The organism is Pseudomonas sp. LB3P31, assembly GCF_054897945.1.
This window is the reverse complement of sequence record NZ_CM142710.1, coordinates 5,790,088-5,815,226: the sequence shown is the minus strand read 5'-3', so window position 1 is coordinate 5,815,226 and position 25,139 is coordinate 5,790,088. Positions and strand designations below refer to the sequence as shown.

General features: G+C 55.8%; 15 protein-coding genes and 5 pseudogenes. 3 read left to right on the top strand and 17 right to left on the bottom strand.

Going from position 1 to position 25,139, the window contains the following annotated elements; translation table 11 throughout:
• Positions 1-8: 8 nt before the first annotated feature.
• The gene (locus ACYZTK_RS26450) at positions 9-2,066 is read right to left on the bottom strand and encodes a carbon starvation CstA family protein (RefSeq protein ID WP_462012524.1); all 2,058 of its coding nucleotides are present in this window, start codon (positions 2,064-2,066) and stop codon (positions 9-11) included.
• Positions 2,067-2,716: 650 nt separating this feature from the next.
• Between ACYZTK_RS26450 and ACYZTK_RS26445 the strand changes: the two genes are divergently transcribed.
• Both ACYZTK_RS26445 and ACYZTK_RS26440 read left to right on the top strand, forming a co-directional pair.
• A complete protein-coding gene (locus ACYZTK_RS26445; protein ID WP_462012523.1) occupies positions 2,717-4,078 on the top strand; it encodes a cache domain-containing protein in 1,362 nt (453 codons plus the stop codon).
• Positions 4,079-4,108: 30 nt separating this feature from the next.
• Positions 4,109-4,741, top strand: a complete 633-nt coding sequence (locus tag ACYZTK_RS26440) for a response regulator (RefSeq protein WP_462012522.1) — start codon at positions 4,109-4,111, stop codon at positions 4,739-4,741.
• Between the two features lie 148 nt (positions 4,742-4,889).
• On the opposite strand, the gene ACYZTK_RS26435 is transcribed toward ACYZTK_RS26440, so the two are convergent.
• Together ACYZTK_RS26435 and ACYZTK_RS26430 are read right to left on the bottom strand one after the other, a co-directional pair.
• Positions 4,890-5,312 (bottom strand): hypothetical protein, encoded by a 423-nt coding sequence (locus ACYZTK_RS26435; protein WP_462012521.1) that lies wholly within the window; start codon positions 5,310-5,312, stop codon positions 4,890-4,892.
• Positions 5,313-5,391: 79 nt separating this feature from the next.
• Positions 5,392-5,862 (bottom strand): YrhA family protein, encoded by a 471-nt coding sequence (locus tag ACYZTK_RS26430; RefSeq protein WP_462012520.1) that lies wholly within the window; start codon positions 5,860-5,862, stop codon positions 5,392-5,394.
• A 313-nt stretch (positions 5,863-6,175) separates the two neighbouring features.
• Between ACYZTK_RS26430 and ACYZTK_RS26425 the strand changes: the two are divergent.
• Positions 6,176-7,042: pseudogene (locus ACYZTK_RS26425) on the top strand (IS30 family transposase); the annotation flags it as partial.
• Here ACYZTK_RS26425 and ACYZTK_RS26420 read toward each other — a convergent pair.
• The 14 genes and pseudogenes from ACYZTK_RS26420 to ACYZTK_RS26355 form a co-directional block, all read right to left on the bottom strand.
• Positions 7,030-7,662, bottom strand: a pseudogene (locus tag ACYZTK_RS26420) (type IV secretion protein Rhs); the annotation flags it as partial. The pseudogenes ACYZTK_RS26425 and ACYZTK_RS26420 sit on opposite strands and share 13 nt — an antisense overlap.
• A gap of 207 nt (positions 7,663-7,869) precedes the next feature.
• Positions 7,870-8,289, bottom strand: coding sequence for a hypothetical protein (locus ACYZTK_RS26415; RefSeq protein ID WP_462012519.1), 420 nt, complete (start codon positions 8,287-8,289; stop codon positions 7,870-7,872).
• 1 nt (position 8,290) lies between these two features.
• Positions 8,291-8,782 (bottom strand): hypothetical protein, encoded by a 492-nt coding sequence (locus ACYZTK_RS26410; protein ID WP_462012518.1) that lies wholly within the window; start codon positions 8,780-8,782, stop codon positions 8,291-8,293.
• A gap of 34 nt (positions 8,783-8,816) precedes the next feature.
• Positions 8,817-10,835, bottom strand: a pseudogene (locus tag ACYZTK_RS26405) (DUF6531 domain-containing protein); the annotation flags it as partial.
• Positions 10,836-11,104: 269 nt separating this feature from the next.
• Complete coding sequence (locus ACYZTK_RS26400; protein WP_462012517.1) at positions 11,105-11,710, bottom strand: DUF1963 domain-containing protein; 606 nt, start codon at positions 11,708-11,710, stop codon at positions 11,105-11,107.
• Positions 11,711-11,723: 13 nt separating this feature from the next.
• Complete coding sequence (locus ACYZTK_RS26395) at positions 11,724-13,133, bottom strand: RHS repeat domain-containing protein (protein ID WP_462014983.1); 1,410 nt, start codon at positions 13,131-13,133, stop codon at positions 11,724-11,726.
• A 141-nt stretch (positions 13,134-13,274) separates the two neighbouring features.
• Positions 13,275-13,580, bottom strand: coding sequence for a hypothetical protein (locus tag ACYZTK_RS26390; protein WP_462012516.1), 306 nt, complete (start codon positions 13,578-13,580; stop codon positions 13,275-13,277).
• Between the two features lie 12 nt (positions 13,581-13,592).
• Positions 13,593-13,694 (bottom strand): annotated as a pseudogene (locus ACYZTK_RS26385) (hypothetical protein); the annotation flags it as partial.
• A gap of 279 nt (positions 13,695-13,973) precedes the next feature.
• A pseudogene (locus tag ACYZTK_RS26380) lies at positions 13,974-16,490 on the bottom strand (RHS repeat-associated core domain-containing protein); the annotation flags it as partial.
• Between the two features lie 236 nt (positions 16,491-16,726).
• Positions 16,727-17,338: a hypothetical protein gene (locus tag ACYZTK_RS26375; protein WP_462012515.1), complete on the bottom strand. Its 612-nt coding sequence runs from the start codon at positions 17,336-17,338 to the stop codon at positions 16,727-16,729.
• 4 nt (positions 17,339-17,342) lie between these two features.
• Entirely contained in the window at positions 17,343-21,557 is a 4,215-nt protein-coding gene (locus ACYZTK_RS26370; protein WP_462012514.1) for an RHS repeat-associated core domain-containing protein, read from the bottom strand.
• Positions 21,558-21,562: 5 nt separating this feature from the next.
• The gene (locus tag ACYZTK_RS26365) at positions 21,563-22,030 is read right to left on the bottom strand and encodes a DcrB-related protein (protein ID WP_462012513.1); all 468 of its coding nucleotides are present in this window, start codon (positions 22,028-22,030) and stop codon (positions 21,563-21,565) included.
• A gap of 32 nt (positions 22,031-22,062) precedes the next feature.
• On the bottom strand, positions 22,063-22,644 hold the full coding sequence (locus ACYZTK_RS26360; protein WP_462012512.1) for a hypothetical protein: 582 nt from the start codon (positions 22,642-22,644) through the stop codon (positions 22,063-22,065).
• Between the two features lie 12 nt (positions 22,645-22,656).
• Entirely contained in the window at positions 22,657-24,510 is a 1,854-nt protein-coding gene (locus ACYZTK_RS26355) for a type VI secretion system Vgr family protein (protein WP_462012511.1), read from the bottom strand.
• Between the last annotated feature and the right edge of the window lie 629 nt (positions 24,511-25,139).

The following is a 25,139-nucleotide window of genomic DNA, read 5'->3' as shown; positions in this document are numbered from 1 at the left end:
ATCCTCACTCAGGCCTCTGGCAGCGCCTGATACGGTGCTTCCTTGTCCGTACGCTCCTTGCTACCCCAGGCGGCAATCCCGACTTTCAGGGCAAAGAACAGGATGCTGAACACCACCAGCAGGAACAGCGCAGTCAGCGTCGCGTTGGTGTACGCGTTGTAAATCACATGCTGCATCTGCGTGATGTCCTTGGCCGGCGCCAGAATCTGCCCGTTGGCCAACGCATCGCTGTACTTCTTCGCCAGCGCAAGGAAGCCGATTGCCGGGTTGGCATCAAACAGCTTGATAAAGCCGGCAGTCGTGGTGCAGATCAGCAGCCATACCGCAGGCAGCATGGTCACCCACACATAACGCTGGCGCTTCATCTTGATCAACACCACCGTCGCCAGCATCAGCGCGATACCCGCGAGCATCTGGTTGGAGATACCAAACAGCGGCCACAGGGTATTGATCCCACCCAGCGGATCAATCACGCCCTGATACAGCAGATACCCCCACATCGCCACGCACCCGGCGGTGGCAATCAGGTTAGCGGTCCAGGATTCAGTGCGTTTAAGCGCCGGCACAAACGAGCCAAGCAAATCCTGCAGCATGAATCGTCCGGCACGGGTACCGGCATCCACCGCCGTCAGAATAAACAGCGCTTCAAACAGAATTGCAAAGTGGTACCAGAACGCCATGGTGTTCTCACCTGGCAGCAGTTGGTGCAGGATCTGCGCGATCCCCACCGCCAAGGTCGGCGCACCACCGGCGCGCGCCAGGATAGTGGTCTCGCCGATATCCCGGGCCACGGCTTCCAGCGCGTCCGGCGTGATCGCAAAGCCCCAGCTGCTGACTGTCTGCGCAACCGTCACCGCATCCGAACCAACGATCGCCGCCGGGCTGTTCATCGCGAAGTACACACCCGGCTCGATCACCGAAGCGGCAACCATCGCCATGATCGCCACGAAAGATTCCATCAACATGCCGCCGTAACCGATGTAACGGGCATGCCCCTCGCTGGCCAGCAGCTTCGGCGTAGTGCCGGAAGCAATCAGCGCATGGAAACCCGAGACCGCGCCACAGGCGATGGTGATAAACAGGAACGGAAACAGACCGCCTTTCCACACCGGGCCAGTGCCGTCGATGAACTGGGTCAGGGCGGGCATTTTCAGATCTGGCATGGTCACCAGGATGCCGATCGCCAGGGCCACGATGGTGCCGATTTTCAGGAAGGTCGACAGATAGTCGCGAGGTGCCAGGATCAGCCACACCGGCAGTACCGCAGCCACGAAACCGTAGCCGATCAGCATCCAGGTGATCTGAATCCCGGTGAAGGTGAACGCCTTGGCCCACACCGGATCAGCAGCAATCTGCCCACCCAGCCAGATCGATCCCAACAGCAGCAACACGCCCACCACCGAGATCTCGCCAATGCGGCCCGGGCGGATATAGCGCATGTAGACGCCCATGAACATCGCGATCGGCACGGTCGCCATCACCGTGAACATGCCCCACGGGCTCTCGGCCAGGGCCTTCACCACGATCAGCGCCAGCACCGCGAGGATGATGATCATGATCAGGAAGCAGCCGAATAACGCGATGGTCCCAGGGATGCGGCCCATCTCTTCACGGACCATGTCGCCCAGGGAGCGACCGTTGCGGCGGGTGGACAGGAACAGGACCATGAAGTCCTGCACCGCACCGGCCAGCACCACGCCGGCGATCAGCCACAGCGTGCCGGGCAGATAGCCCATCTGCGCCGCCAACACCGGACCGACTAAAGGCCCCGCGCCGGCGATGGCCGCGAAGTGGTGTCCGAAGAGTACGTGTTTGTTGGTCGGCACAAAGTCCAGACCATCGTTGTTGAGCACGGCGGGCGTGGCTCGGTTGGGGTCCAGCTGCATCACCTTGTTGGCGATAAACAGGCTGTAGTAACGATAAGCGACGAGATAGATAGCGACTGCTGCGACTACGATCCACAGGGCGTTGATGGCTTCGCCGCGGCGCAGGGCCACGACACTCAGCGCGAACGCTCCCAGGACAGCCACGGCAAACCAGGCGAGGTGTTTAGCCAGACGGGGCATTGTGCGTCTCCTGCCGACAGCTCGTGGCCGCGGCGGTAATTTTTATAATTGTGTCCGCTGTGCGGAGCCGGCCCAATATCCGCGCATGCCGTCCACAAATAAATCCGCAGAACTACGTACGCAACGCCTACGTAGTTCTACGTAGACACCCAAATCTGCCCCCCGCCCCCTGTAGGAGTGAGCCTGCTCGCGATAGCAATCTCCCTTTCAACATCAATGCCAGCTGAACCACCGCCATCGCGAGCAGGCTCACTCCTACAGGGGCAGCATTTCAATTCACGAAATTCACCAGCTGCGAATACTTGTAGGAGTGAGCCTGCTCGCGATAGCAATCTCCCATCCAACATCAATGCCAGCTGAACCACCGCCATCGCGAGCAGGCTCACTCCTACAGGGGCAGCATTTCAATTCACGAAATTCACCAGCTGCGAATACTTGTAGGAGTGAGCCTGCTCGCGATAGCAATCTCCCATCCAACATCAATGCCAGCTGAACCACCGCCATCGCGAGCAGGCTCACTCCTACAGGGGCTCGCATTTCATATCGCAACCATCTCAACCACAGGTCACCCCACCCAGCACCACTACAGAACCCACGTATCTTTGGCATATGATGCCCGCCCCATCCCCCAGGCCCGACCAGGAGCACCGATGCAGCTCAAACACAAAATCGTTGCCCTCGGGATTCTGCCCCTGGTCCTGGCAATCGCCGTCATCTGCGCCCTGGTGATCTCCCTCAACCGCCAACTCGGCGACCAACAGGCGCAGCTCATCGAAGACAGCATCCTCGCCAGCAAACGCGCCGAACTGAAAAACTACGTCGAAATGGCGCAAAGCCTCATCGCCCCCCTCTACGACGACGGCCACGGCGACGCCCAAGCGCAACGCCAAGTGCTGGAAGAACTGCGCAAACTCAGCTTCGGCATCAACGGCTACTTCTTCGTCTACGACCGCGAAGGCCGCAGCCTGATGCACGCACGCCAGTCCGAACTGGTCGGCAAATACCTCTGGGACATGCAAGACCCCCACGGCCTGCCGGTCATCCAGGCCCTGCTGAAAAGTGCCGAATCCGGCGAAGGCTTCCAGCGCTACGCCTGGAACAAACCCTCGACCGGCCAGGTTACCGACAAGCTCGCCTACGTCGTCATGCTCGACCGCTGGGGCTGGATGCTCGGCACCGGCATCTACCTGGAAGACGTCGAACGCGCCACCCAGCAAGCCCGTGACGAAGTCGCCCAAGGCATCCGCACAACCATGCTCGCCATCGCCGCCGTCGCCCTCGTCGCCGTGCTCTTCGTCTTCGCCAGCGGCATGACCCTCAACGTCAGCGAACACCGCCTGGCCGACAAAAAACTCCAGCGCCTGACCCAACGCATCGTCAGCCTGCAAGAAGAAGAACGCTCCCGGGTCTCCCGCGAACTGCACGACGGCATCAGCCAGGTGCTGGTGTCGATCAAATTCCAGTTCGAACTGGCCAGCCTGGTTCTGGAAAACGGCCAGGACCGCGGCCTGGGCATCCTGCGCGAAGCCACCGAACGCCTGGGCGAAGCCATCGGCGAAGTCCGCAGCCTGTCCCACGACCTGCGCTCATCCCTGCTCGACACCCTCGGCCTGCCCGCCGCGATCGGCCAGCTCGCCGCCGAATTCGAACAACGCAGCGGCCTCAAAGTGACCTACAACGACAACCAATTCGCCTGCGACCTGGTCGACGGCGCCGCCGTCGCGCTGTTTCGCATCGTCCAGGAAGGCCTGACCAACATCGAACGCCACGCCCAGGCCAGCAACGTCGCCATCACCCTGCACGGCTCCAGCCAAGGCGTACGCCTCATCGTGGTCGACGACGGCATCGGCTTCAACGTCGCCCAGGTCGAACGTCGCCAAGCCGGCATAGGGCTGCGTAATATCCGCGAACGAGTCGAACACTTCGGCGGCCAGTTCACCCTGACATCGACACCGGGCCGCAGCGAACTCGACGTACTGCTGCCGATGCAACCCAACGGCGCCACCCGCTGACCGTCCACCACCACAAGAGTGATAGCCGCGATGAACCTGCCCTCCCCGATCCGCGTCGCCCTGGTCGACGACCACTCCCTGGTCCGCGATGGCATCAAGGCCCTGCTGTCCGTCATGGAAACGCTGGAAGTCGTCGGAGAAGCCGAAAACGGCGCAGAAGCCATCGACATGATCGGCCGCTGCCAACCCGACCTGGTACTGGTCGACATCGGCCTCAAAGACATGAACGGCCTGGAACTCACCCGGCTGCTGCGCAACCGCTACCCGACACTTAAAGTGCTGGTGCTGAGCATGTACGACAACCACGAATACGTCAGCGAATCCGTACGCGCCGGCGCCAGCGGCTACGTCCTGAAAAACTCACCGTCCCGGGAAATCATCGCCGCCATCGACGCCATCGCCAACGGCGGCTCCTTCTACAGCGCCGAAATCGCCCAACGCCTGATCGCCGACAAAAGCACCGACAACGAACTGACTCCCCGGGAAAGCCAGGTGCTGTGCAAAATGGCTCAAGGGCTGAACAACAAGGAAATGGCTCGGGAACTGGATATCAGCGTGAGGACTGTGGAGACGCATCGGCTGAGTATTCGTAGGAAGCTGAATATTGATAAGCCGGCGGCGTTGGTGAAGTATGCGATTGATCATGGGATTATTTCGCGGTAGGCACATCCATTTCGGTAAACATGAAGGACATGCAACCCTGAATAATATCGGCATGAAACTCATCGCACCCATGGATGGTTTTTGGGCGGTTAACATCGGCAACAGTGGGTCTCGCAGCTACCGAGTCACCCTTATACAAAATCAACAACTATCTGATATATATTTCGAATCCTGCATTCTGAATATGGTGCCCATTCAATACACCAACTACTCTATCAGACACAACTAATCTATGATCATTTGCGACGCCAAAATCAGACACCCCCGCTTTGCCATCGACCTTGAGCCAATAAAACAACGGCAGAATCGTCGAGGGCTCCATTTCCTCAAAGCTGACTGACTTTGAAACTATTACAGAATCCAAAGAGAACCCAGTAAATCTTAAGGCAATGATGCGTCTAGCCAACCGTTCTGTTAAGATAAAACATGGAAATGTTTCCAGCAACTCATCCCCCAACCAACCTTCAAATCGATATTCCAGATTTTTTACTACAGGGGGATGGATTGAAGCGTCCATGATTGTGTCCTTACCAAATCCACCAGCAATTTCTGGCTCAATATAGTAAAACATCAAAGCTCCATTATTCTTAAATCGACAGACTGGACTCGCTAACTCATATTATAAATCTGTCATTGGGTCTAAACACAGATCAATTTCTATCACCAACCAAGTCAACTACATACTCCAACAGCCCCTCAAACGCAGCAAACTCCTCAATGACGACATCAAATGCCTGCCTATCTCTAACCTGATAAACGTTGTTTTTTAAAGCATATACATACTCATCCTGATCACTCTCCCCTAAAACCAAAAAAGCACTCATAAAATCCACATCGCGAGCAATTAAATTCTGTTCAATTAAAGCGGGAGATCGACCATCACTATCAGAGTACTTATGCGCCCGACTTGAATACATGAATACACCGCCCGAAACCAGCCCATCATACGACCGTAAAAACTCAAGATACTCCTCAGGAATATCAAGACAAAGCGACTCGGCGGCCATTGAAATTAGCGAACTGATATCTTCATCTCGCGCGGGTCCGCCGAGGAACATATCTGCTTCGTCTAGTAATTGTCGAAGCGCCTTAATTTTTTGTTCAGTCCTGTAAGTTATCATTTAGTACTATTGTTCCTGATTGGTGGACTTTTGCATATTCAGGCTCTTCATCGCGACCAGCAGGTGGTTGGTAACTGGCGGTAATCGACGGTCTGGACGGCCATCTTCGGATTGCGAAGGACATAGCAGTCTCATCTTTCCTGTTCAGGATAAGAATAAATTCGCTTTTTGCAGGAGATAAAACCTCTACAATCTCACCCTTATAGTTCTCTAACTCCCTGAATTCATAGAATAAGTGCAACGCTTGAAACGAGAGTCAGAGAGCCAGCCACCGGTAGAATCCAGGCTCTCACACCAAAGGATTCAAGCGCAGATGACCACGCCTTACCGGCAGCTGACTCAGGGCCAACGTTACCAGATTGAGGCGGGGCTGAGGGCCAAAGAAAGCCAAGCCAGCATCGCTAAACAGGTGGGTGTGCATCCTTCGACGATCAGCCGTGAGGTTCGCCGTAACAGCCCTAAAAAGATTTACATGGCGGTTTGTGCGACCCATGAAAGTGATGCCCGGCGAGCCGGAGCGCGTAAGTTTTGCAAGCCGCTTACCTGGCTGAACCATCACCTGGCGATATGGCTCAAGCATGGGATGAGCCCGGAACAGATTGCTCATCGGTTGAAGCAAGAGAGGCCGGATCAGACGGTCAGTCACGAGTGGATTTATCGGTTTATTGTCAGCGACCAACGAGGTGGCGGCGAGCTTTATACGTATCTTCGCCACCGTCGAAAGCGCTACCGTAAACGCTATGGAAGCCACGACCGGCGGGGGCTGTTACGAAATCGAGTGTCGATCACCGAGCGCCCTGAGAAGGTCGAAACCCGAGAGCGGCTGGGGGATTGGGAAGGCGACACGGTGCATGGTGTGGGCGGTAATCTGGTCACCTTGGTTGAGCGTAAAAGCGGCTATCTGAGCGCTTACCCGGTCAAGCGCCGAACTCGCCGTCAAGTCTCCCGGGCGATCAACTTACAGTTTAAAGGGCATGTGGTGCACACACTGACGTTGGACAACGGCAAGGAGTTTGCCGGTCATGAGCACATCGCGCGCAAGAGCCGTTGCCAAGTGTATTTTGCCGATCCTTATTCATCCTGCCAGCGCGGCACGAATGAAAATACCAACGGTTTGCTCCGCCAGTATTTTCCCAAGGGTAGCGACTTCAGCAAGCTGACCGTTGCCGCCGTAAATCGGGTGGCTTGGTCATATTCATAGCGAATGAGCTGGCCCTTGGCGTCCCGACGGCTGCTCGGCAGGCCGCGAGCGGTGCGTAGCAGGTGCGTGGTCTGGCCTTTGCCGTCGGTGTGCGTCATCACTTGGCCGAGGGCGTTGTAGGTGAAGGACTCGGCGCTGCCGTCCGGATGCTGGATGCGCAGCACTTCGCCGTCGGGCTTGCGTTCCAGGGTGGTGGTCTGGTTCAACGCGTCGGTGACGGCGACGAGGTGATGGCGCTCGTCGAAGCGGTAGCGGGTGTTTTTGCCCGAGCAGTCCTGGAAGCGCTCGACCTGGGCCAGGGTATTCCACCACAGGTATTTGGATTTTTCCGTGGCGTCGATAATGGTGTGCGGCAGGCCGTCATCGCTATTGAGGTATTCAGTTTTGTGACCCAGCGCATCGACTTCGGCGATGAGGTTGCCCTTGGCATCGTAGCGGGCTTTCCAGGTGCTGCCATCGGGGTAGTCGACCTGGGTGACCAGGGTCGTCAGGTGGTGGTACTGGTATTTGATCTTGCGCCCGAGCGGGTCGGTTTCTTCCAGCAATCGCGCGTACTCGTCGTACTTGAGCTTGACGACATTGCCGTCGGACAATGTGAGCCACCTCGGCCGGTGTGGCCGGTTCGATCCACTCGATATGCGACAAGGACTTTTTCAGCTTATCCAGTAATTGTTGGGCCATGCTTTCGAAATCGGCTCCGGGCTCGACTTAGGAGCGCCCCACCACCACTGAAAACGGGCTTGGTCCGATGGTCTTCATGGTGAATACATAGAAGGTTTGGTCTTTAACAATCCGAATCAAAAAAATCAACTTTCATCTAATACTTCAAGCGCCAATAAAGCTGCCTCCTTAATGTCTTCATTCGCTGAAGCTAACGACAATGAAATTCCTGCGCGTAAAATATTATCCGAAAATGCTGCGGCAGCTTGAGTGGTCCAGTAGCGAACACTATCTGGAATAGTTTCATCTTCCAAAACTGTTTGGATAGCCAATACAACCTCATCGCGTGGACATTTGTAAAAAAAATCTTCGACAACTTGATAAACACCCCAACCATTACCATCACCGAATGACCTTAAGAAAAACGGAATCGCTTTAATATCAGGGCGCTCAATGAAATACTTTCTAACATTGTCGTACTGATCGATTATCTCCTGAGTCAACGCAGAGTCTGCTGGCATTGGCTGATGCTTAGACAAAAAATTTATAGCTTCGTTAGCGTTCATGTTATTGCTCCAAAGTCTTCCAAAGTTCTTTGTTTTGTTTAATTAACTCACCGACCTGCCTATTAACTACTTGCCTACTATAGCCAGCGTTTTTTAGGATGCCTCTAACATCGGCTGCATCTCGTGCCAAATATTGCCTTTCCGTGAGCCCTTTCACTAAAGGTTTTTTATATGTCCAAGTCAGCTCGTGCAGATCTTTTCGAAGGTTGATTGTAATTCCTTTTCCATGCGTAGTTGGGCTGACGGCATTCTGAATGACATGGTGAGGAGTATGGGTCGCGTTCAACCCGCCTTTTATATTTCCTCCTCTTACTTGATTATACGTTCCCACGTACAGGTCTTCACCAGCTTTAGCGAGATCGTTTCGTTTACTGATCGATACATTCCCAAGATTCGACCCCAACCCCTGAACCTTAACCTCATACCGCGCATCAAACCACTTCCCGCCCTTCGCCCCCAGCCCGCCCCCAAGCAAGGCGCCGCCAAATGCCATCAATTTTTGGCCATCAGAGCCTTCACCAAACAGCTTGGTGCAGGTGGCCGCTGCCGTAGTACAGGTGGTTCAGGTGCTGGCCGGTAGGCAGGGTCAGCGTGGTCAGGTTACTCAGTGGATCGTAGTCGTAGGACAGAGCGCCTTGGGGCGTGGTTTCCTTGATCAGGCGACCCAGCAAGTCGTAGGAAAAATCGAGTTTCTCTGCGCTGACGCCGAGTTTTTTGCCAGTGGCGGTGGGCAGGCGCTCGATGGTGAGCAAGCGGTCTGCGTCGTCGTAGGTGTAGTCCTGACGTGCGTCCTCGTTGAGCTTGGCCAGCAGGCGGCCGATGGCATCACGCTCGAATTCGGTACTGCGCTGCGGGCGTTCGGCACGTTCGCCGTAGCCGATTTCATTCACCCGCGTCAGGTGCCCGCCCAGGTTGTAGCTGAACTGGCGAGTCAGGTTGTCGATGCGTTTTTCTTCGACCAGACGATCGGAGTTGTCATAGGCAAACTGGTAAGCGGCATTGTTTTCGTTGACGAGCGCGGTCAGGCGGAGGGCCTGGTCGTATTCGTAGCGGATGCGCTGGCCCTTGGCGTCCCGACGGCTGCTCGGCAGGCCGCGAGCGGTGCGCAGCAGGTGCGTGGTCTGGCCTTTGCCGTCGGTGTGCGTCATTACTTGGCCGAGGGCGTTGTAGGTGAAGGACTCGGCGCTGCCGTCCGGATGCTGGATGCGCAGCACTTCGCCGTCGGGCTTGCGCTCAAGGGTTGTCGTCTGATTCAGCGCATCCGTAACGGCGAGCAAATGCTGCCGCTCGTCATAGCGGTAATACGTACTCTTGCCCGAACAGTCCTGGAAGCGCTCGACCTGGGCCAGGGTGTTCCACCACAGGTATTTGGATTTTTCCGTGGCGTCGATAATGGTGTGCGGCAGTCCGTCATCGCTATTGAGGTATTCAGTTTTGTGGCCCAGCGCATCGACTTCGGCGATGAGGTTGCCCTTGGCATCGTAGCGGGCTTTCCAGGTGCTGCCGTCGGGGTAGTCGACCTGGGTCACCAGGGTCGTCAGGTGGTGGTATTGGTATTTGACCTTGCGCCCGAGCGGGTCGGTTTCTTCCAGCAGTCGGGCGTACTCGTCGTACTTGAGCTTGACGACATTGCCGTCAGGCAGTGTAAGACCGGTCATGTTGCCGGTGTCGTCGATCTGGATGACGTAGTGCTCGCCACCGAAATCACGGCTGGAGGTGACGCGGTGATCGCTGTTGTAGTGGATCTCGGCTTCGCGCCCGAGCACGTCGGTGATCCAGGTGGTGCGGGCATCTATGTCGTAGCGAACATGGAAGTGCTCGCCATCGCTGGTCCAGTGTTCCACCACGCGGGGCTGGTCGCCGAGGGTCTGCCAGCGGTAGTTGCAGGTCAGGCCCAGTGCGTTGCTGTGGCTGGCCATGACGCCATCGATGTAGCTGAAGCGCCGGACCGAATCGCGGTTGCGATTGATCACTTCGCTGAGCTGGCCGTTATCGTCGTAGCGATACTGCACCAGGGTTTCAACAGACTGGTTGTCAACGATGCGTTTAACGTCGGTCAGGCGACCCAACGGGTTGTCGTAATGCAGGTGAACCCGTACGCCGCCGGTGGCGCTGATGTCGGTGAGCTTACCTTCAACGGTGCGGGTGAAATGCAGGAAGTGCCCGAGCGCGTTTTCGATGCGCTGCAGCGGTACCGGCGCGTTATTGCCGGGGACTTCGCCGAAGTAGAAGAAAATGTTATCGAGAGTTTGCAGCAGGTAGTGGCCGCCTTCGGTGCAAACCAGGTAGACCTGTTCATGAGGGTTATAGACCCGCTCGCCCGGCTGCACGTCGACGAAGGGTACGGTGCGCCCCTGATTGTCGGTCAGGTAAACAAAACGGCCACTGCGCCGCAGGTTTTGTTCCCAAGGCAGCACCCACCCCTTGCCGAGCACACTGTCGACGGTCAGGTCGCTGGCGTAGAAGCGTGACCATTCGAGGGGCATCAGGCCTGGGAGGCTGAAATCGGTTTCGTCGGGAATGACCTTGCGCCCGGTGGTGGCGTCGCAAGAGGACGACGGTGCCGGAGGACGAGGAAAAATTGCTGCCTATCGTTCCCCCACGAAGTCCGCAGGCTATTTCCCACGTCTGCGGCAGACCCGCCAACAGGGCCACACCGAAGCCACGGGTGAACGTCGCGACAGTGGCATCAGCGCGCGACCCCGGTGAGGAACCCGTTCAGGATTCCAAAGTGATACAGCGCCGTCTCTACGTCGAAATTCTGCTCCCCCATGCGCAGGTTCTATTCGAGCAATTAGGGATGCTCTAAAATTCGTCAACCCGTCTGAACAAAAAACAACCCTTCTCCACTTCCATCTTTTTTCAGGAACAAATATCCAACTGCATCGCTGAGATAAAATATATCTTTAAATGGCTCTGAAAAATCTGCCGAATATAGCTGACAGGTAAAATCATAGTCTAAAATCAAACCCTCCGGAACGATCATGCCATTCGGAGCCAAATCTGAAATCATAGAAAAAACGGGAAAGTCTTTGTCTTCTATTTGCTTATCTATTAATTCTGTCGCCATTTCAGGAATACTGTCGACGGGGCTAGCTTGAAACACCCCGCCGTTTCCAAGCACCACTAGAGTATACCCACTCAAAATTGATTCTAATTCTGAGGGATCGCCGCTATACGTTATATTTTCGAGAAAATAGTCTGACTTGCTATAGGTAGAAAAAATGTACAGCACGCCTTCAGTTGGCATGCTACTTTTTTTTGTATAGCCTTTAATTTTAGAACAGTTTATAGAAGCAACTAGGGTGAGCGGATCACCATCTGGGTTTAGCGGCCATGCTACGACCTCAGCTGCCTGCCCTCCGAGGGTGATTCCTGAAGAGACAGAAACGCTATCAGAAGGAATAATCTGTTTGACCATTATCATAATTACCTCATCCGCACGTACTTAAACCGCTATGAAATTTTTTCGCCATTCGTTTTAGCTGCTTAACTCGCGAGCTAGGCACCCCACTTTTTCTCAGTGCACCAGAGGTTATATCTAGCTCTCGCTTAAGTGAAGGTGCGAATTCATTTCTGCCAAGACCTTGGCTCTCACGAATTTGTGTTTCGTGCCAGTGAGTGCCGCCAATGCCTCTAGTGTCTTTTAAAGGGCCTCGAGTGTGATGATCCAAATCAAGCGCGATAGATGGATTACCCGACAACCTAGCGCCCTTTTCTGCAAGATTCTGCTGTACTAAGTATTCATGACGGAGCAGTTCGTGAGCCTGTAGGCCGTCTCGTATGTGTGGTGTCCCGTTGAGCCCGCCATATGTTCCTAATTCAAAAAGAGTTGCTAGCCCCTGAGGATCAATCCAGCCAATAGCGCTAGGGGCATATTGATAAAGATTGATGCCCCCGAATAAACCAATCGGATCCTGCGTCAAAAACCGCCCAACCTCCGGATCATAATACCTAAACGTATTGTAATTCAGCCCCGTTTCATCATCGAAATACTGCCCCTGAAACCGCAGATTCTGCTCGACCTCGTTCACTTCCAGCTTTTCTACCGAGCCCCACGCCTTATACGTCGCCTGCCAGACAATCTGCCCCTCCCGATCAGTCATCTCCGACGGCGTACCAATCTGGTCAGTATGGAAGTAATAAAGCGTCTGCACCCCACCCTCAACCTGATCCACCCGTGCCAACCGCGCATAGCTTCCCGGCTCACAGACATAAAGGCTACTCTGCCCCGGCGCCTCTTCGCGCAGCATGCGTAGGCCTTGCCAGAGGAAATTCTTGTGCTGGGTTTTTCCGGAAACTGTTGAGGTCTTGGCCACCCGCCGCCCCAAGCTGTCATACCGATAACTACCCGGCTCGTAAATGTAGAGGCTGCTCTGCCCCGGCGTCTCCTCGCGCAACATGCGCAAGCCCTGCCACAGAAAATGTTTCTGCTCCGTGACGCCGTTGACCTCTGACACCTTGGCCACACGCCGACCCAGGCTGTCATACCGATAATCGCCAGTGCTCTCGAGCTTGCTACTGACTAAGGTTTCAGCCCGTACCAGCCGGTTCTCACAGTCATACGTAAACGTCTGCAGCCGGTTCATGCCGCTACGCTTTTCAACCAGATTGCCCCACGCGTCGTAGGCATATTCCTGATCCCGCCACTGCTTGATCCGGTTGTCTTTGACGTGGTCGAACTGGCTGGTACTGAAGTTCAGACGGTTGGCCGCAGCGTCGTAGCGAAATTCTTCGCTGTCGACGAGCTGGCCGGTGTCGCGGCTGTGCAACTGGCCGCTGCCGTAATACAGATGATTAAAGGTGCTAGCGAATAGGTTGAGTGAGTGCGGCGGATCACTCAGTCAATATAAGATCATAAAAATTGAACGCAATAAATCGTATAGAAGAGTGGCTGAGGCAAGCAACCACTCTAAAAAACTCACATTTTAAAAAGCTCGATCAATTTGCACGAAAAGCCATAATTGCACCGACCCAGGGTTCATTTAATCTTTAAATTCATCATTCTCAAGATAGTACAATGCCGCTTCCAAATATGCTTCTAAGTCCGGCTTAACTACTCGCTTGTCAGCGATAGTTTTGATATCTAACATAGTCGGACACTCAACAAATGTACGCTTAGTTTTTTCAAAAACGATCTCCTCTGCATCATCTTCCGCAACATAAAAAGCTGCAGAGCTTACAGACCCCTTTGACGCTCTATCTATTGTAGAATCGACGAACAGCCATCCAACATTGGGCAAAAGATCAATATTGGCCAACAGATCGGCAAAACCTTTATATACCTTCATAACATCCTCGTTTTATCGACAGGCAGTACCACCGCCCCACTTATTTCGTCCACCCTTACCATCAGGATGGTATACCTTGTGATATGTCTGATGATCTAGTCTGTCAACCATCTGAAGCGATCCAGGTTTATCTCCATGGTGCCAAGTCATACCCGGAGGCGAACTACCACGGAACGAACCATCCGCTCGCGGCTGTACATGTTCTACAACGCCAGGATACTTCGACTGCATCGTTTTCTTGAATTCATAGTCAACTTTAACACGCTCATATACTGATTGATTAGCTCGGCTAAAGTGCTCGACGTCCGTCATTTTATACTCTGAATTCATCAAAATATGTTCGTGATTAGAGTGATATTTTCCTAAGTCACGTACGCCTTCCCCGTTGTACCAACCAAGAGGGTCAACCCAACGTATCGCGTTAGCCGCATATTGATATAGGTTATTCCCCCCCAGCAGCCCAATCGGATCCTGCGTAATAAACCGCCCCACCTCCGGATCATAATACCGAAATGTGTTGTAGTGCAGCCCCGTCTCATCATCGAAATACTGCCCCTGAAACCGTAGATTCTGCTCGACTTCGTTCACTTCCAGCTTTTCTACCGAGCCCCACGCCTTATACGTAGCCTGCCAGACAATCCGCCCGTCCCGGTCAGTCATCTCCAGCGGTGTACCAATCTGGTCAGTATGGAAGTAATAAAGCGTCTGCTCCCCTCCTTCAACCTGATCCACCCGCGCTAACGGTGCATAGCTCCCAGGCTCGTACACGTACAGGCTGCTCTGCCCCGGCGCCTCTTCGCGCAGCATGCGCAGACCTTGCCAGAGGAAATTTTTGTGCTGGTTTTTTCCGGAAACTGTTGAGGTCTTGCTAACTCGTCGACCGAGGCTGTCGTAACGATATTCGCCAGTACTCTCCAGCTTCCCCTCCAGCAACGTCTCAGCCCGAACCAGCCGATTTTCACAGTCATACGTAAACGTCTGCAGCTTGCTGATACCGCTCCATTTTTCAATCAGGTTGCCCCAGGGGTCGTAACTGTATTCCTGATCTCGCCACTGTTTGATCCGGTTGTCTTTCACGTGATCAAACTTGCTGGTGTTGAAATTCAAGCGGTTCGCCGCCGCGTCGTACCTGAACTCCTCGCTGTCCACCAACCTGCCGGTGTCACGGCTGTGCAGTTGCCCGTTGGCTTCGTACGCGTACTTGATCTCACCGCGCAGCTTGTCGAGCGTGCGGGTCAATTCGCCAGCGGGATCGTACTGGTGGCGGCGGTGGATCGGGTTGTAGGCGTGCTCGACCAACAGAGCAGGCTGGATGCCTGGGTTTTGAATCTGCGAGAGCTTTTCTGCCGGCAGGGTCGAGGCGAATTGCCAGGCCTTGCGCCCCATGGCGTCATAACCAAAGCAACTGGTGAGTTTGCCCTGGGTACGCAGCACCTCGCGGTGCAGGTCATCGCGCTCCATGTCGCTGATTAGTTGGCCGTCGAGGTTGAGTTGGTGCAGATGGCCGCTGCCGTAGTACAGGTGATTCAGGTGCTGGCCGGTAGGCAGAGTCAGGGTGGTCAGGTTGCTGAGTGGATCGTAGTCGTAGGACAGAGCGCCTTGGGGCGTGGTTTCCTTGATCAGGCGACCCAGCAAGTCGTAGGCAAAATCGAGTTTCTCCGCGCTGACGCCGAGTTTCTTGCCGTTGGCGGTGGGCTTGCGCTCAATGGTGAGCAAGCGGTCTGCGTCGTCGTAAGTGTAGTCCTGCCGAGCGTCGGCGTTGAGCTTGGCGAGCAGGCGGCCGATTGGGTCACGCTCGAATTCGGTACTGCGCTGTGGGCGTTCACCGCGTTCGCCGTAGCCGATTTCGTTGACTCGCGTCAGGTGCCCGCCCAGGTTGTAGCTGAACTGGCGAGTCAGGTTGTCGATGCGTTTTTCTTCGACAAGGCGGTCTGAGGCGTCGTAGGCAAATTGGTAAGCGGCATTGTTTTCGTTGACCAGCGCGGTCAGGCGTATGGCTTGGTCGTATTCATAGCGAATGCGCTGGCCCTTGGCGTCCCGACGGCTGCTCGGCAGGCCGCGAGCGGTGCGCAGCAGGTGCGTGGTCTGGCCTTTGCCGTCGGTGTGCGTCATCACTTGGCCGAGGGCGTTGTAGGTGAAGGACTCGGCGCTGCCGTCCGGGTGCTGGATGCGCAGCACTTCGCCGTCGGGCTTGCGCTCCAGGGTTGTCGTCTGATTCAGCGCATCCGTAACAGCGAGCAAATGCTGACGCTCGTCATAGCGGTAATACGTATTCTTGCCCGAGCAGTCCTGGAAACGCTCGACCTGGGCCAGGGTGTTCCACCACAGATACTTGGATTTTTCCGTGGCGTCGATGATGGTGTGCGGCAAGCCATCATCGCTGTTGAGGTATTCGGTTTTGTGGCCCAGCGCGTCGACTTCGGCGATGAGGTTGCCTTGGGCGTCGTAGCGGGCTTTCCAGGTGCTGCCGTCGGGGTAATCGACCTGAGTGACCAGGGTCGTCAGGTGGTGGTACTGGTATTTGATCTTGCGCCCCAGCGGGTCGGTTTCTTCCAGCAGCCGCGCGTACTCGTCGTACTTGAGCTTGACGACATTGCCGTCGGGCAGTGTAAGACCGGTCATGTTGCCGGTGTCGTCGATCTCGATGACGTAGTGCTCGCCACCGAAGTCGCGGCTGGAGGTCACGCGGTGATCGCTGTTGTAGTGGATCTCGGCTTCGCGCCCGAGCACGTCGGTGATCCAGGTGATGCGGGCGTTCAAATCGTAGCGAAAATGGAAGTGCTCGCCATCGCTGGTCCAGTGCTCCACCACGCGGGGCTGGTCGCCCAGGGGCTGCCAGCGGTAGTTGCAGGTCAGGCCGAGGGCGTTACTGTGGCTGGCCATGACGCCGTCGATGTAGCTGAAGCGGCGGCCTGTAGACAACGTCAGCGCGGTCAGGTTGCTGAGCGAATCGTAATCGTAGGCCAGGGCGCCCTGGGGCGTCGTCTCTTTGATAAGGCGACCTGGAAGGGTCTCCGTTCATAGCGGGGTAAGTGGCTGCACTTATTCTATGAATTCAGGACCCAAAAAGAATGCAGGGAGCACTCGAACTGACACTCTCAATTCTCGGTAGTGCCAACACCAAAGCTAATATACAGCCAGCAATACTACAAGGTACTCAAAAGACTCAAATCAAAATCTTTACTCTTGATGATTTTATTATTTAACTTCACCTTCTCAACGTTCTCGCTGGTGATGATCTCTGAATTATAAGCAACAGCACAATGAATAAACAACGCGGGATATGCATAGTCTGTCGGAGATGCCAGCACATCATCAATAGTTCGGGCGCTTGGCAGTATGCACCCCGCCACGAGGGGGATATAGTGGCTTTCAAGCGCGCGCCGGATATGTGCACATATCGCACCAGCATCCTCTCGCTTAGGCACACTTATGGTGCCATATATACTTGTGCCGAATTTTTTATCTTGCCTTCCTGAGGTTGTAAACGAGAAACACGCAGCACTACCCAAATTGCTTTTATAAGGAGGAGTAATTTCTGAAGAACAGTCAAAAATAGGGCCGCCGAAGACCATGCCATTTAAGATATATGCATTCGAATTTACCAAATACTGAAAATCAAGCTCGGCTACTATTTTTTTTTCCCAGCGAAATTTAACACCTCCCTTTACCGCCTTAATCGACAAACCAGGCCATTCAAGACCCTTTAGCTCCTTTAGTAGCTCACTCTCAAAATAAACCCTATCTTCTTTACTCATAAAATCACCCATATTTCAAAACATTGAACGTAGCATTATGAACGGCGCCTTTGCCGCCTAAAGATTTACCTGGCTTACCTTTAGTATCAACTTTGAATGTGCCTGCTGTGCCTTGCGATTGTTTTATGGTCCCACCACCCAGATGCTGCGTGGTGTTGGCAGGAATTGACATATCATAGACTCCAGCGGCTTTTTGATTCTTAGTGAGTCCACCAGATCCATGCTTAACCTCGAATACGTGATAATTCCCATGTGTATCTTGAGCGACGATATCGGCACGAATCCTACTGCCATTTACTTTCATCGTCACCTCTTCCGAGACCACCTTGTATCCATTTCGTTCAAGATCATGCCGTGCTTTATTTGTGCCTTTAACACCACTTGCAGAACTTTTGCATAGGCCAAACGGGTCAATCCAACCAGTGGTATTGGGTGCATATTGATAGAGATTATCCCCCCCCAGCAACCCAATCGGGTCCTGTGAAATAAACCGCCCAACCTCCGGATCATAATACCGAAACGTATTGTAATGCAGCCCCGTCTCATCATCGAAGTACTGCCCCTGAAACCGCAGATTCTGCTCGACCTCATTAACCTCAAGCTTCTCCATCGCCCCCCAGGCCTTATACGTCGCCTGCCAGACAATCTGCCCCTCCCGGTCAGTCATCTCCAGCGGCGTACCAATCTGGTCAGTATGGAAGTAATAAAGCGTCTGCTCCCCACCCTCAACCTGATCCACCCGCGCTAACGGCGCATAACTCCCCGGCTCGTACACATAAAGGCTGCTCTGCCCCGGCGCCTCTTCGCGCAGCATGCGCAGACCTTGCCAGAGGAAATTTTTGTGCTGGTTTTTTCCGGAAACTGTTGAGGTCTTGCTAACTCGTCGACCGAGGCTGTCGTAACGATATTCGCCAGTACTCTCCAGCTTCCCCTCCAGCAACGTCTCAGCCCGAACCAGCCGATTTTCACAGTCATACTTGAACGTCTGCAGCTTGCTTATACCGCTCCATTTTTCAATCAGGTTGCCCCAGGGGTCGTAACTGTATTCCTGATCTCGCCACTGTTTGATCCGGTTGTCCTTCACGTGATCAAACTTGCTGGTGTTGAAATTCAAGCGGTTCGCCGCCGCGTCGTACCTGAACTCTTCGCTGTCCACCAACCTGCCGGTGTCACGGCTGTGCAGCTGCCCGTTGGCTTCGTATTGGTACTTGATCTCACCGCGCAGTTTGTCCAGCGTGCGGGTCAATTCGCCAGCGGGATCGTACTGGTGGCGGCGGTGGATCGGGTTGTAGGCGTGCTCGACCAACAGAGCAGGCTGGATGCCTGGGTTTTGAATCTGCGAGAGCTTTTCTGCCGGCAGGGTCGAGGCGAATTGCCAGGCCTTGCGCCCCATGGCGTCATAACCAAAGCAACTGGTGAGTTTGCCCTGGGTACGCAGCACCTCGCGGTGCAGGTCATCGCGCTCCATGTCGCTGATTAGTTGGCCGTCGAGGTTGAGTTGGTGCAGATGGCCGCTGCCGTAGTACAGGTGATTCAGGTGCTGGCCGGTAGGCAGAGTCAGGGTGGTCAGGTTGCTGAGTGGATCGTAGTCGTAGGACAGAGCGCCTTGGGGCGTGGTTTCCTTGATCAGGCGACCCAGCAAGTCGTAGGCAAAATCGAGTTTCTCCGCGCTGACGCCGAGTTTCTTGCCGTTGGCGGTGGGCTTGCGCTCAATGGTGAGCAAGCGGTCTGCGTCGTCGTAGGTGTAGTCCTGCCGAGCGTCGGCGTTGAGCTTGGCGAGCAGGCGGCCGATTGGGTCACGCTCGAATTCGGTACTGCGCTGTGGGCGTTCACCGCGTTCGCCGCAGCCGATTTCGTTGACTCGCGTCAGGTGCCCGCCCAGGTTGTAGCTGAACTGGCGAGTCAGGTTGTCGATGCGTTTTTCTTCAACCAGTCGGTCTGAGGCGTCGTAGGCAAATTGGTAAGCGGCATTGTTTTCGTTGACCAGCGTGGTCAGGCGGATGGCCTGGTCGTACTCGTAGCGGATTTGGCCCTTGGCGTCCCGACGGCTGCTCGGCAAGCCGCGAGCGGTGCGCAGCAGGTGCGTGGTCTGGCCTTTGCCGTCGGTGTGCGTCATCACTTGGCCGAGGGCGTTGTAGGTGAAGGACTCGGCGCTGCCGTCGGGGTGCTGGATGCGCAGCACTTCGCCGTCGGGCTTGCGCTCAAGGGTGGTGGTCTGATTCAGCGCATCCGTAACGGCGAGCAAATGCTGCCGCTCGTCATAACGGTAATACGTATTTTTGCCCGAGCAATCCTGGAAGCGCTCGACCTGGGCCAGGGTGTTCCACCACAGGTATTTGGATTTTTCCGTGGCGTCGATGATGGTGTGCGGCAGGCCGTCGTCGCTGTTGAGGTATTCGGTTTTGTGGCCCAGCGCATCAACTTCGGCGATGAGGTTGCCCTTGGCGTCGTAGCGGGCTTTCCAGGTGCTGCCGTCGGGGTAGTCGACCTGGGTGACCAGCGTCGTCAGGTGGTGATACTGATATTTGATCTTTCGCCCGAGCGGGTCGGTTTCTTCCAGCAGTCGCGCGTACTCGTCGTACTTGAGCTTGACGAGATTGCCGTCGGGCAGTGTAAGGCCGGTCATGTTGCCGGTGTCGTCGATCTCGATGACGTAGTGCTCGCCCCCGAAATCACGGCTGGAGGTCACGCGGTGATCGCTGTTGTAGTGGATCTCGGCTTCGCGCCCGAGCACGTCGGTGATCCAGGTAGTGCGAGCGTTTACGTCGTAGCGAAAATGGAAATGCTCGCCATCGCTGGTCCAGTGTTCCACCACGCGGGGCTGGTCGCCGAGGGTCTGCCAGCGGTAGTTGCAGGTCAGGCCCAATGCGTTGCTGTGGCTGGCCATGACGCCGTCGATGTAGCTGAAGCGGCGGACCGTATCGCGGTTGCGATTGATCACTTCGCTGAGCTGGCCGTTATCGTCATAACGATATCGCACCAGGGTTTCAACGGCCTGGTTATCAACGATGCGTTTAACGTCGGTCAGGCGACCCAATGGGTTGTCGTAATGCAGGTGCACCCGTACGCCGCCGGTGGCGCTGATGTCGGTGAGCTTGCCGTCAACGGTGTGGGTGAAATGCAGGAAGTGCCCGAGGGCGTTTTCGATGCGCTGCAGCGGTACCGGCGCGTTATTGCTGGGTACTTCGCCGAAGTAGAAGAAGATGTTATCGAGGGTTTGCAGCAGGTAATGGCCGCCTTCGGTGCAAACCAAGTAGACCTGTTCGTGAGGATTGTAAACGCGCTCGCCCGGCTGCACGTCGACGAAGGGTACGGTGCGCCCCTGGTTGTCGGTCAGGTAAACGAAACGGCCGCTGCGCCGCAGGTTTTGTTCCCAAGGCAGCACCCACCCCTTGCCGAGCACACTGTCGACGGTCAGGTCGCTGGCGTAGAAGCGTGACCATTCGATGGGCATCAGGCCCGGGAGGCTGAAATCGGTTTCGTCAGGAATGACCTTGCGCCCGGTGGTGGCGTCGACCGGATTGCCGACCAGACCGCCCACTGCGCGCTCGATGGCCGGCCCCACGACATAACGACTGGCGACCTCACCGGCGACGAAACCGGCAGTGAATTTCAGCACGCAGGGCATGACCGCTTTCATGCCGGCCTGGGTTCCGGCCTTGATCAGTTGGGCGATACCGCCCGCTGCACCGGCGACCGCCATCAGGATATCGACCGTGGTGCGCAGCCAGCCCGGAATCTCGTCGTCCACCGGCAGGTAACGGTGGGTGCCACCGCCAATGAAGACGTTGCCCGAACCGCTGGAAATGGTGGCTCCGCAAGTGATCTTGTCACCCTTGCGAGCCGCCGCCGTGCCGTTGATGAAGACGTTGGTCGAGCCTTCAGCGACTTGCACTGGACCGGGATGTTTGTCGCAGGCACCAATGCTTTTTTCGACATGAGCGGCCTTGCGCCCATTGATGAAGACATTCGCCGAGGCGAGGACGATGGTCCCGGAGGGCGAGGAAAAACTACTGCCTATTGCCTCCCCCAACGAAGTCAGCAGGCTACCTCCGACGCCTGCGGCCAGACCCGCCAACAGGGCCACACCGAACCCACAGGTGAAGGTCGCGATGGCGACCGTGGCAACCAGGGCAATCCCGAGTGCGGCCCCGATCAGGAACCCGCCCAGGGCACTGGTGTGGGCGATTTCATCGCCAAACCTTGCGGCTTCGAACATGACCGTTACTCCTGTTCGCTGGAGTCGGTCTTGTCTACACCGGGCTGGCGCGGCTGGAAACTCGCCAGCAGGTCTACCCAGTTCTGGTTCTGCTCACTGCTGAAGTCAGCCTGGGCGGTGGTGGAGAAAATGATGGCGCGCCCTCGCTCGATCAGGAACGCCGCCTGACGCTGATAGAACGGCCGGCCATCGGTCATGTAATACGCGTCGATCTGAACGCCTTCGATCGGTGCAGTCCTGGAAAGCTCGACCGCCTTTTTGCCCAGCAAGGTGTAACCACGCAGCTTGGACGCGAGCATTTTCACCTGACGATCGACGTAGGCCTTGAGCGCTTCGTCGGGCAGCAGCATGTCCCTGGAAATGGTGATGCTCAACGGCGCAGGAATGCTCGCCCCCAGCACAAACATATTGACCGTGCGGTCCTGAAAACCCTGCGGCAACGCGATGCTGCCTTCCTGCAACTCGTAATCCATGTGAGTAAATTCCTTAATTCAAAAAATAGGTATCAGCGGGCCGCGAGGCCTTCCAGCATGCTGTCGAAATCAACCAGCCAAAGGCTCAGCGCAGGCTTGGTCGGATCAATCACGCAGGCGATATCCAGCCATTGCAGTTCGTCACTGCCGGCCATTGGAACAATGGCGCCGACCAGGCGTCCGTGGCGTTCGGCGTGACCGATTTTGCAGTGAAAATCCAGGCACTTCGCGGCACTGCCCGCCACGCTGTAGTCGCGCTGACGGATGATGCGCAAGTCCGGATGAAGCGTGCGCAGCGTCTGCACGCCGGCATCGAAAAGTTGCTGCAGATTCTGGCCCTGCATCACCTCTCGACGCTTGATGGTCAGGATGATCGGCTCGCCTTCATGTTCAAGGGTGGTCTGGATCTCGCGGAAATTGAAACCCGCTGGGAATACCAGATTAAAACCACCGAAGTTGAAGCTGCTGGGGATGTTTTGCAGTGCAACGACAGCAACGGGTTCAGGCTCGGGCACTGGCACAACGGGGGGCGCATTAAGTTGCTCGAGACGCGCGGCTTCCTCCAGCGCAATGCGCTTGGCGGAGATACGATCGTAGAGACTGGTTCTGGTCATTAGCCGGCGTTCCTAGTCATTGACCCGAACTTCGGAGCCGGTGATTTGGGTGGTGCCCGTGCTGGTCGTGGTGATCGCCTTGCCCTTGATCTCGATGCCGTCCGGCGTGAGCGTGATGCTGCTATCTCCCACCTGCAAAATAATGTGCTGCTTGGCATTCACCTGAATGAACTGGTTATCGACCTGGATCGTCAGCGAGCCTTCCTGGACATTCATCACCGTGTCTTTCTTGATCGTCTCGGTGTGCGTGCCACCCACCGTGATCGTGCGGTTGCTGCCGACGCTGTGGGTCTCGTCGACCTCGATCTCGGTGTCCATGTTGCGCTCGGCGTGCATGATCACTTGCTCGGCGCCGGCCTTGTCTTCAAAGCGGAAGAAGTTCGCAGTACCGCCGTCGCCCTTCATCGACCGAGTCAAAAACCCGCTCTGCGTCTTGTTCGCAGGCAACGACCACGGTGGAGTGTTCTTGCTGTTGTACAAACTGCCCATGATCAACGGCCGATCAGGGTTGCCGTCGAGAAACACCACCACCACTTCATCGCCAACCCGCGGAATCAGGATGCTGCCAAACCCGCCGCTCGCGCCGGATTGGGCGACACGCACCCAGCAGGAGCTCTTGTCGTTGTGCTCGCCCTTGCGGTCCCAGTGGAACTGCACTTTTACCCGGCCGAGCTCATCGGTAAATATTTCTTCGCCGGGGGGGCCGACGACGATGGCGGTCTGCGGGCCGGAGATAGTTGGGCGCGGGGTGGTGAGTTGCGGGCGGAAGACGATCTTTTTGCGCACGCAGGAGAAGGTGTTGTAGTAGCTCGCCTGATGGCCGTTGAGGTAGTTGTTGTGGCCTTCGCTTTCGACGCTCATCAACAGGAACTGGCGATCGTCGGGCGAGCCTTGATCGTGGTCGTAATGCTGCAGCAGTTCGAAGGTGTAGCCGGGCTTCATCGCGCGGCAGTTGCTGGAACCGTGGAAGCTCTTGCCCTTGAGTTCCAGCGCTTCGACGCGCAGGCGCAGGAGTGCTTCGCCTTCGTCATAGGTGCCATGGGTATATTGGCCGGGGAAGTCGTAGATCTCGAAATCGTCGACGTCGCCCTGTTTGTTCAGGCTCTTCATGGCGACCGGCAAGCGGTTGGTCGGCTGGCGATAATCGAAGGTCTGCACCGCGATTTTTCCGGACTGCAGCTGGCGGTTGCCACTCCATTGAGTGATGGCGTCCGCGCTCTCGGTGACCGATGCGGTGTGGAAGCGGATCTGGGGTTGTTCCGGCAACGGCAGCAGGGTGCTGGAGTCGTCGCAGATGATCATGGTGTGGGTTTCGGCGGTGTGCTCGAAGTAGTAGAACATCCCCTCTTCTTCCAGCAGGCGCTGGACGAAATTAAAATCCGTTTCCCGATATTGAGTGATGTAGGTGTAGCGCTTGAGCGGTTTGCTCAGGCGGAATTCATGGCGGGAAAATGCGGGGCACAAGCCGAAGACCTGGGTGACCACTTCTTCGACGGTGCAGCCTTGGAAAATGCGCGTGTCGAAGCGGTTTTTCAGCATCGAGAACCAGGGATTCAGCGTCGCGGTGTAGCGCGCCATGCCGCCGTCGCTGCCGATGCTGGCGAAGCGCGTCAGGTAGCCCGCCAGGTACCGCGGACCGCCCTCGGCCAGTTCGATTTCCAGCACCACGTGCTGGCCCATCATCGACTTGAGTTCCACCCCCGAATCCTGGCACACCAGCATCAATTCGAAGTTGTAGGCACGTGACAGACCGTCAGTTCCCTTGAAGGACTCGAGCAGGAGCTGCTGGTCGGGGTTGGCAAGGTTCTTGAACTTGAACAGGCGCCGATTCTGCGGGGAAAGCATTGCGGCAAGGTCCATCAACATGAGTATCTCCTTGAAAGCAGTGGGGAACGCTACCGCCCTCGCCAACCACTGCGCATAACGAATCTGACTGAAGGGCCGTAACCCGATTACAACAACATCAACCGCATAAACCCGCGCCCATAGGGCGAACTTGCAGACTTCAACAGCGCAACTTTGTATGAATTTGCCTACATACTTTTCCCGTTATGTTTTTGCGATCCACCGTATTTACGGAGCCGGGACCGAGCGCTGTTAATGCGACCGCAAGACAATGCGAAAGTGCCATCATCGAAGCAGGAGTGAGAGGGGCGTCACATTCTCAGCGGCGTTACAGTGCCCCGAAAGCGGCAAAGGAAACACCCTCGCCCGCTATGGTGTCAACCCGCTAGTTGCATTTCAGTGATCGTTTGAAAACGGTTGGAAGTTTAAGAATTTAATATCTGCCCGTCGCGAAGACAGAAAATCCCCGTATATCAAGGATAAACGGCAGCTATGCCGTGTGAAAAACACAACTGGTGCCTCATTGACATCATTGCCGAGTGTTACGCGATTGAGAAAAAATGGGGTCCACATTGAATTTTATTATTCGAGTGCAGTCTAGAGTGCGGCTAATGGCCATTACTTTAGCCTCGGCATGAAGTCCGAAATTC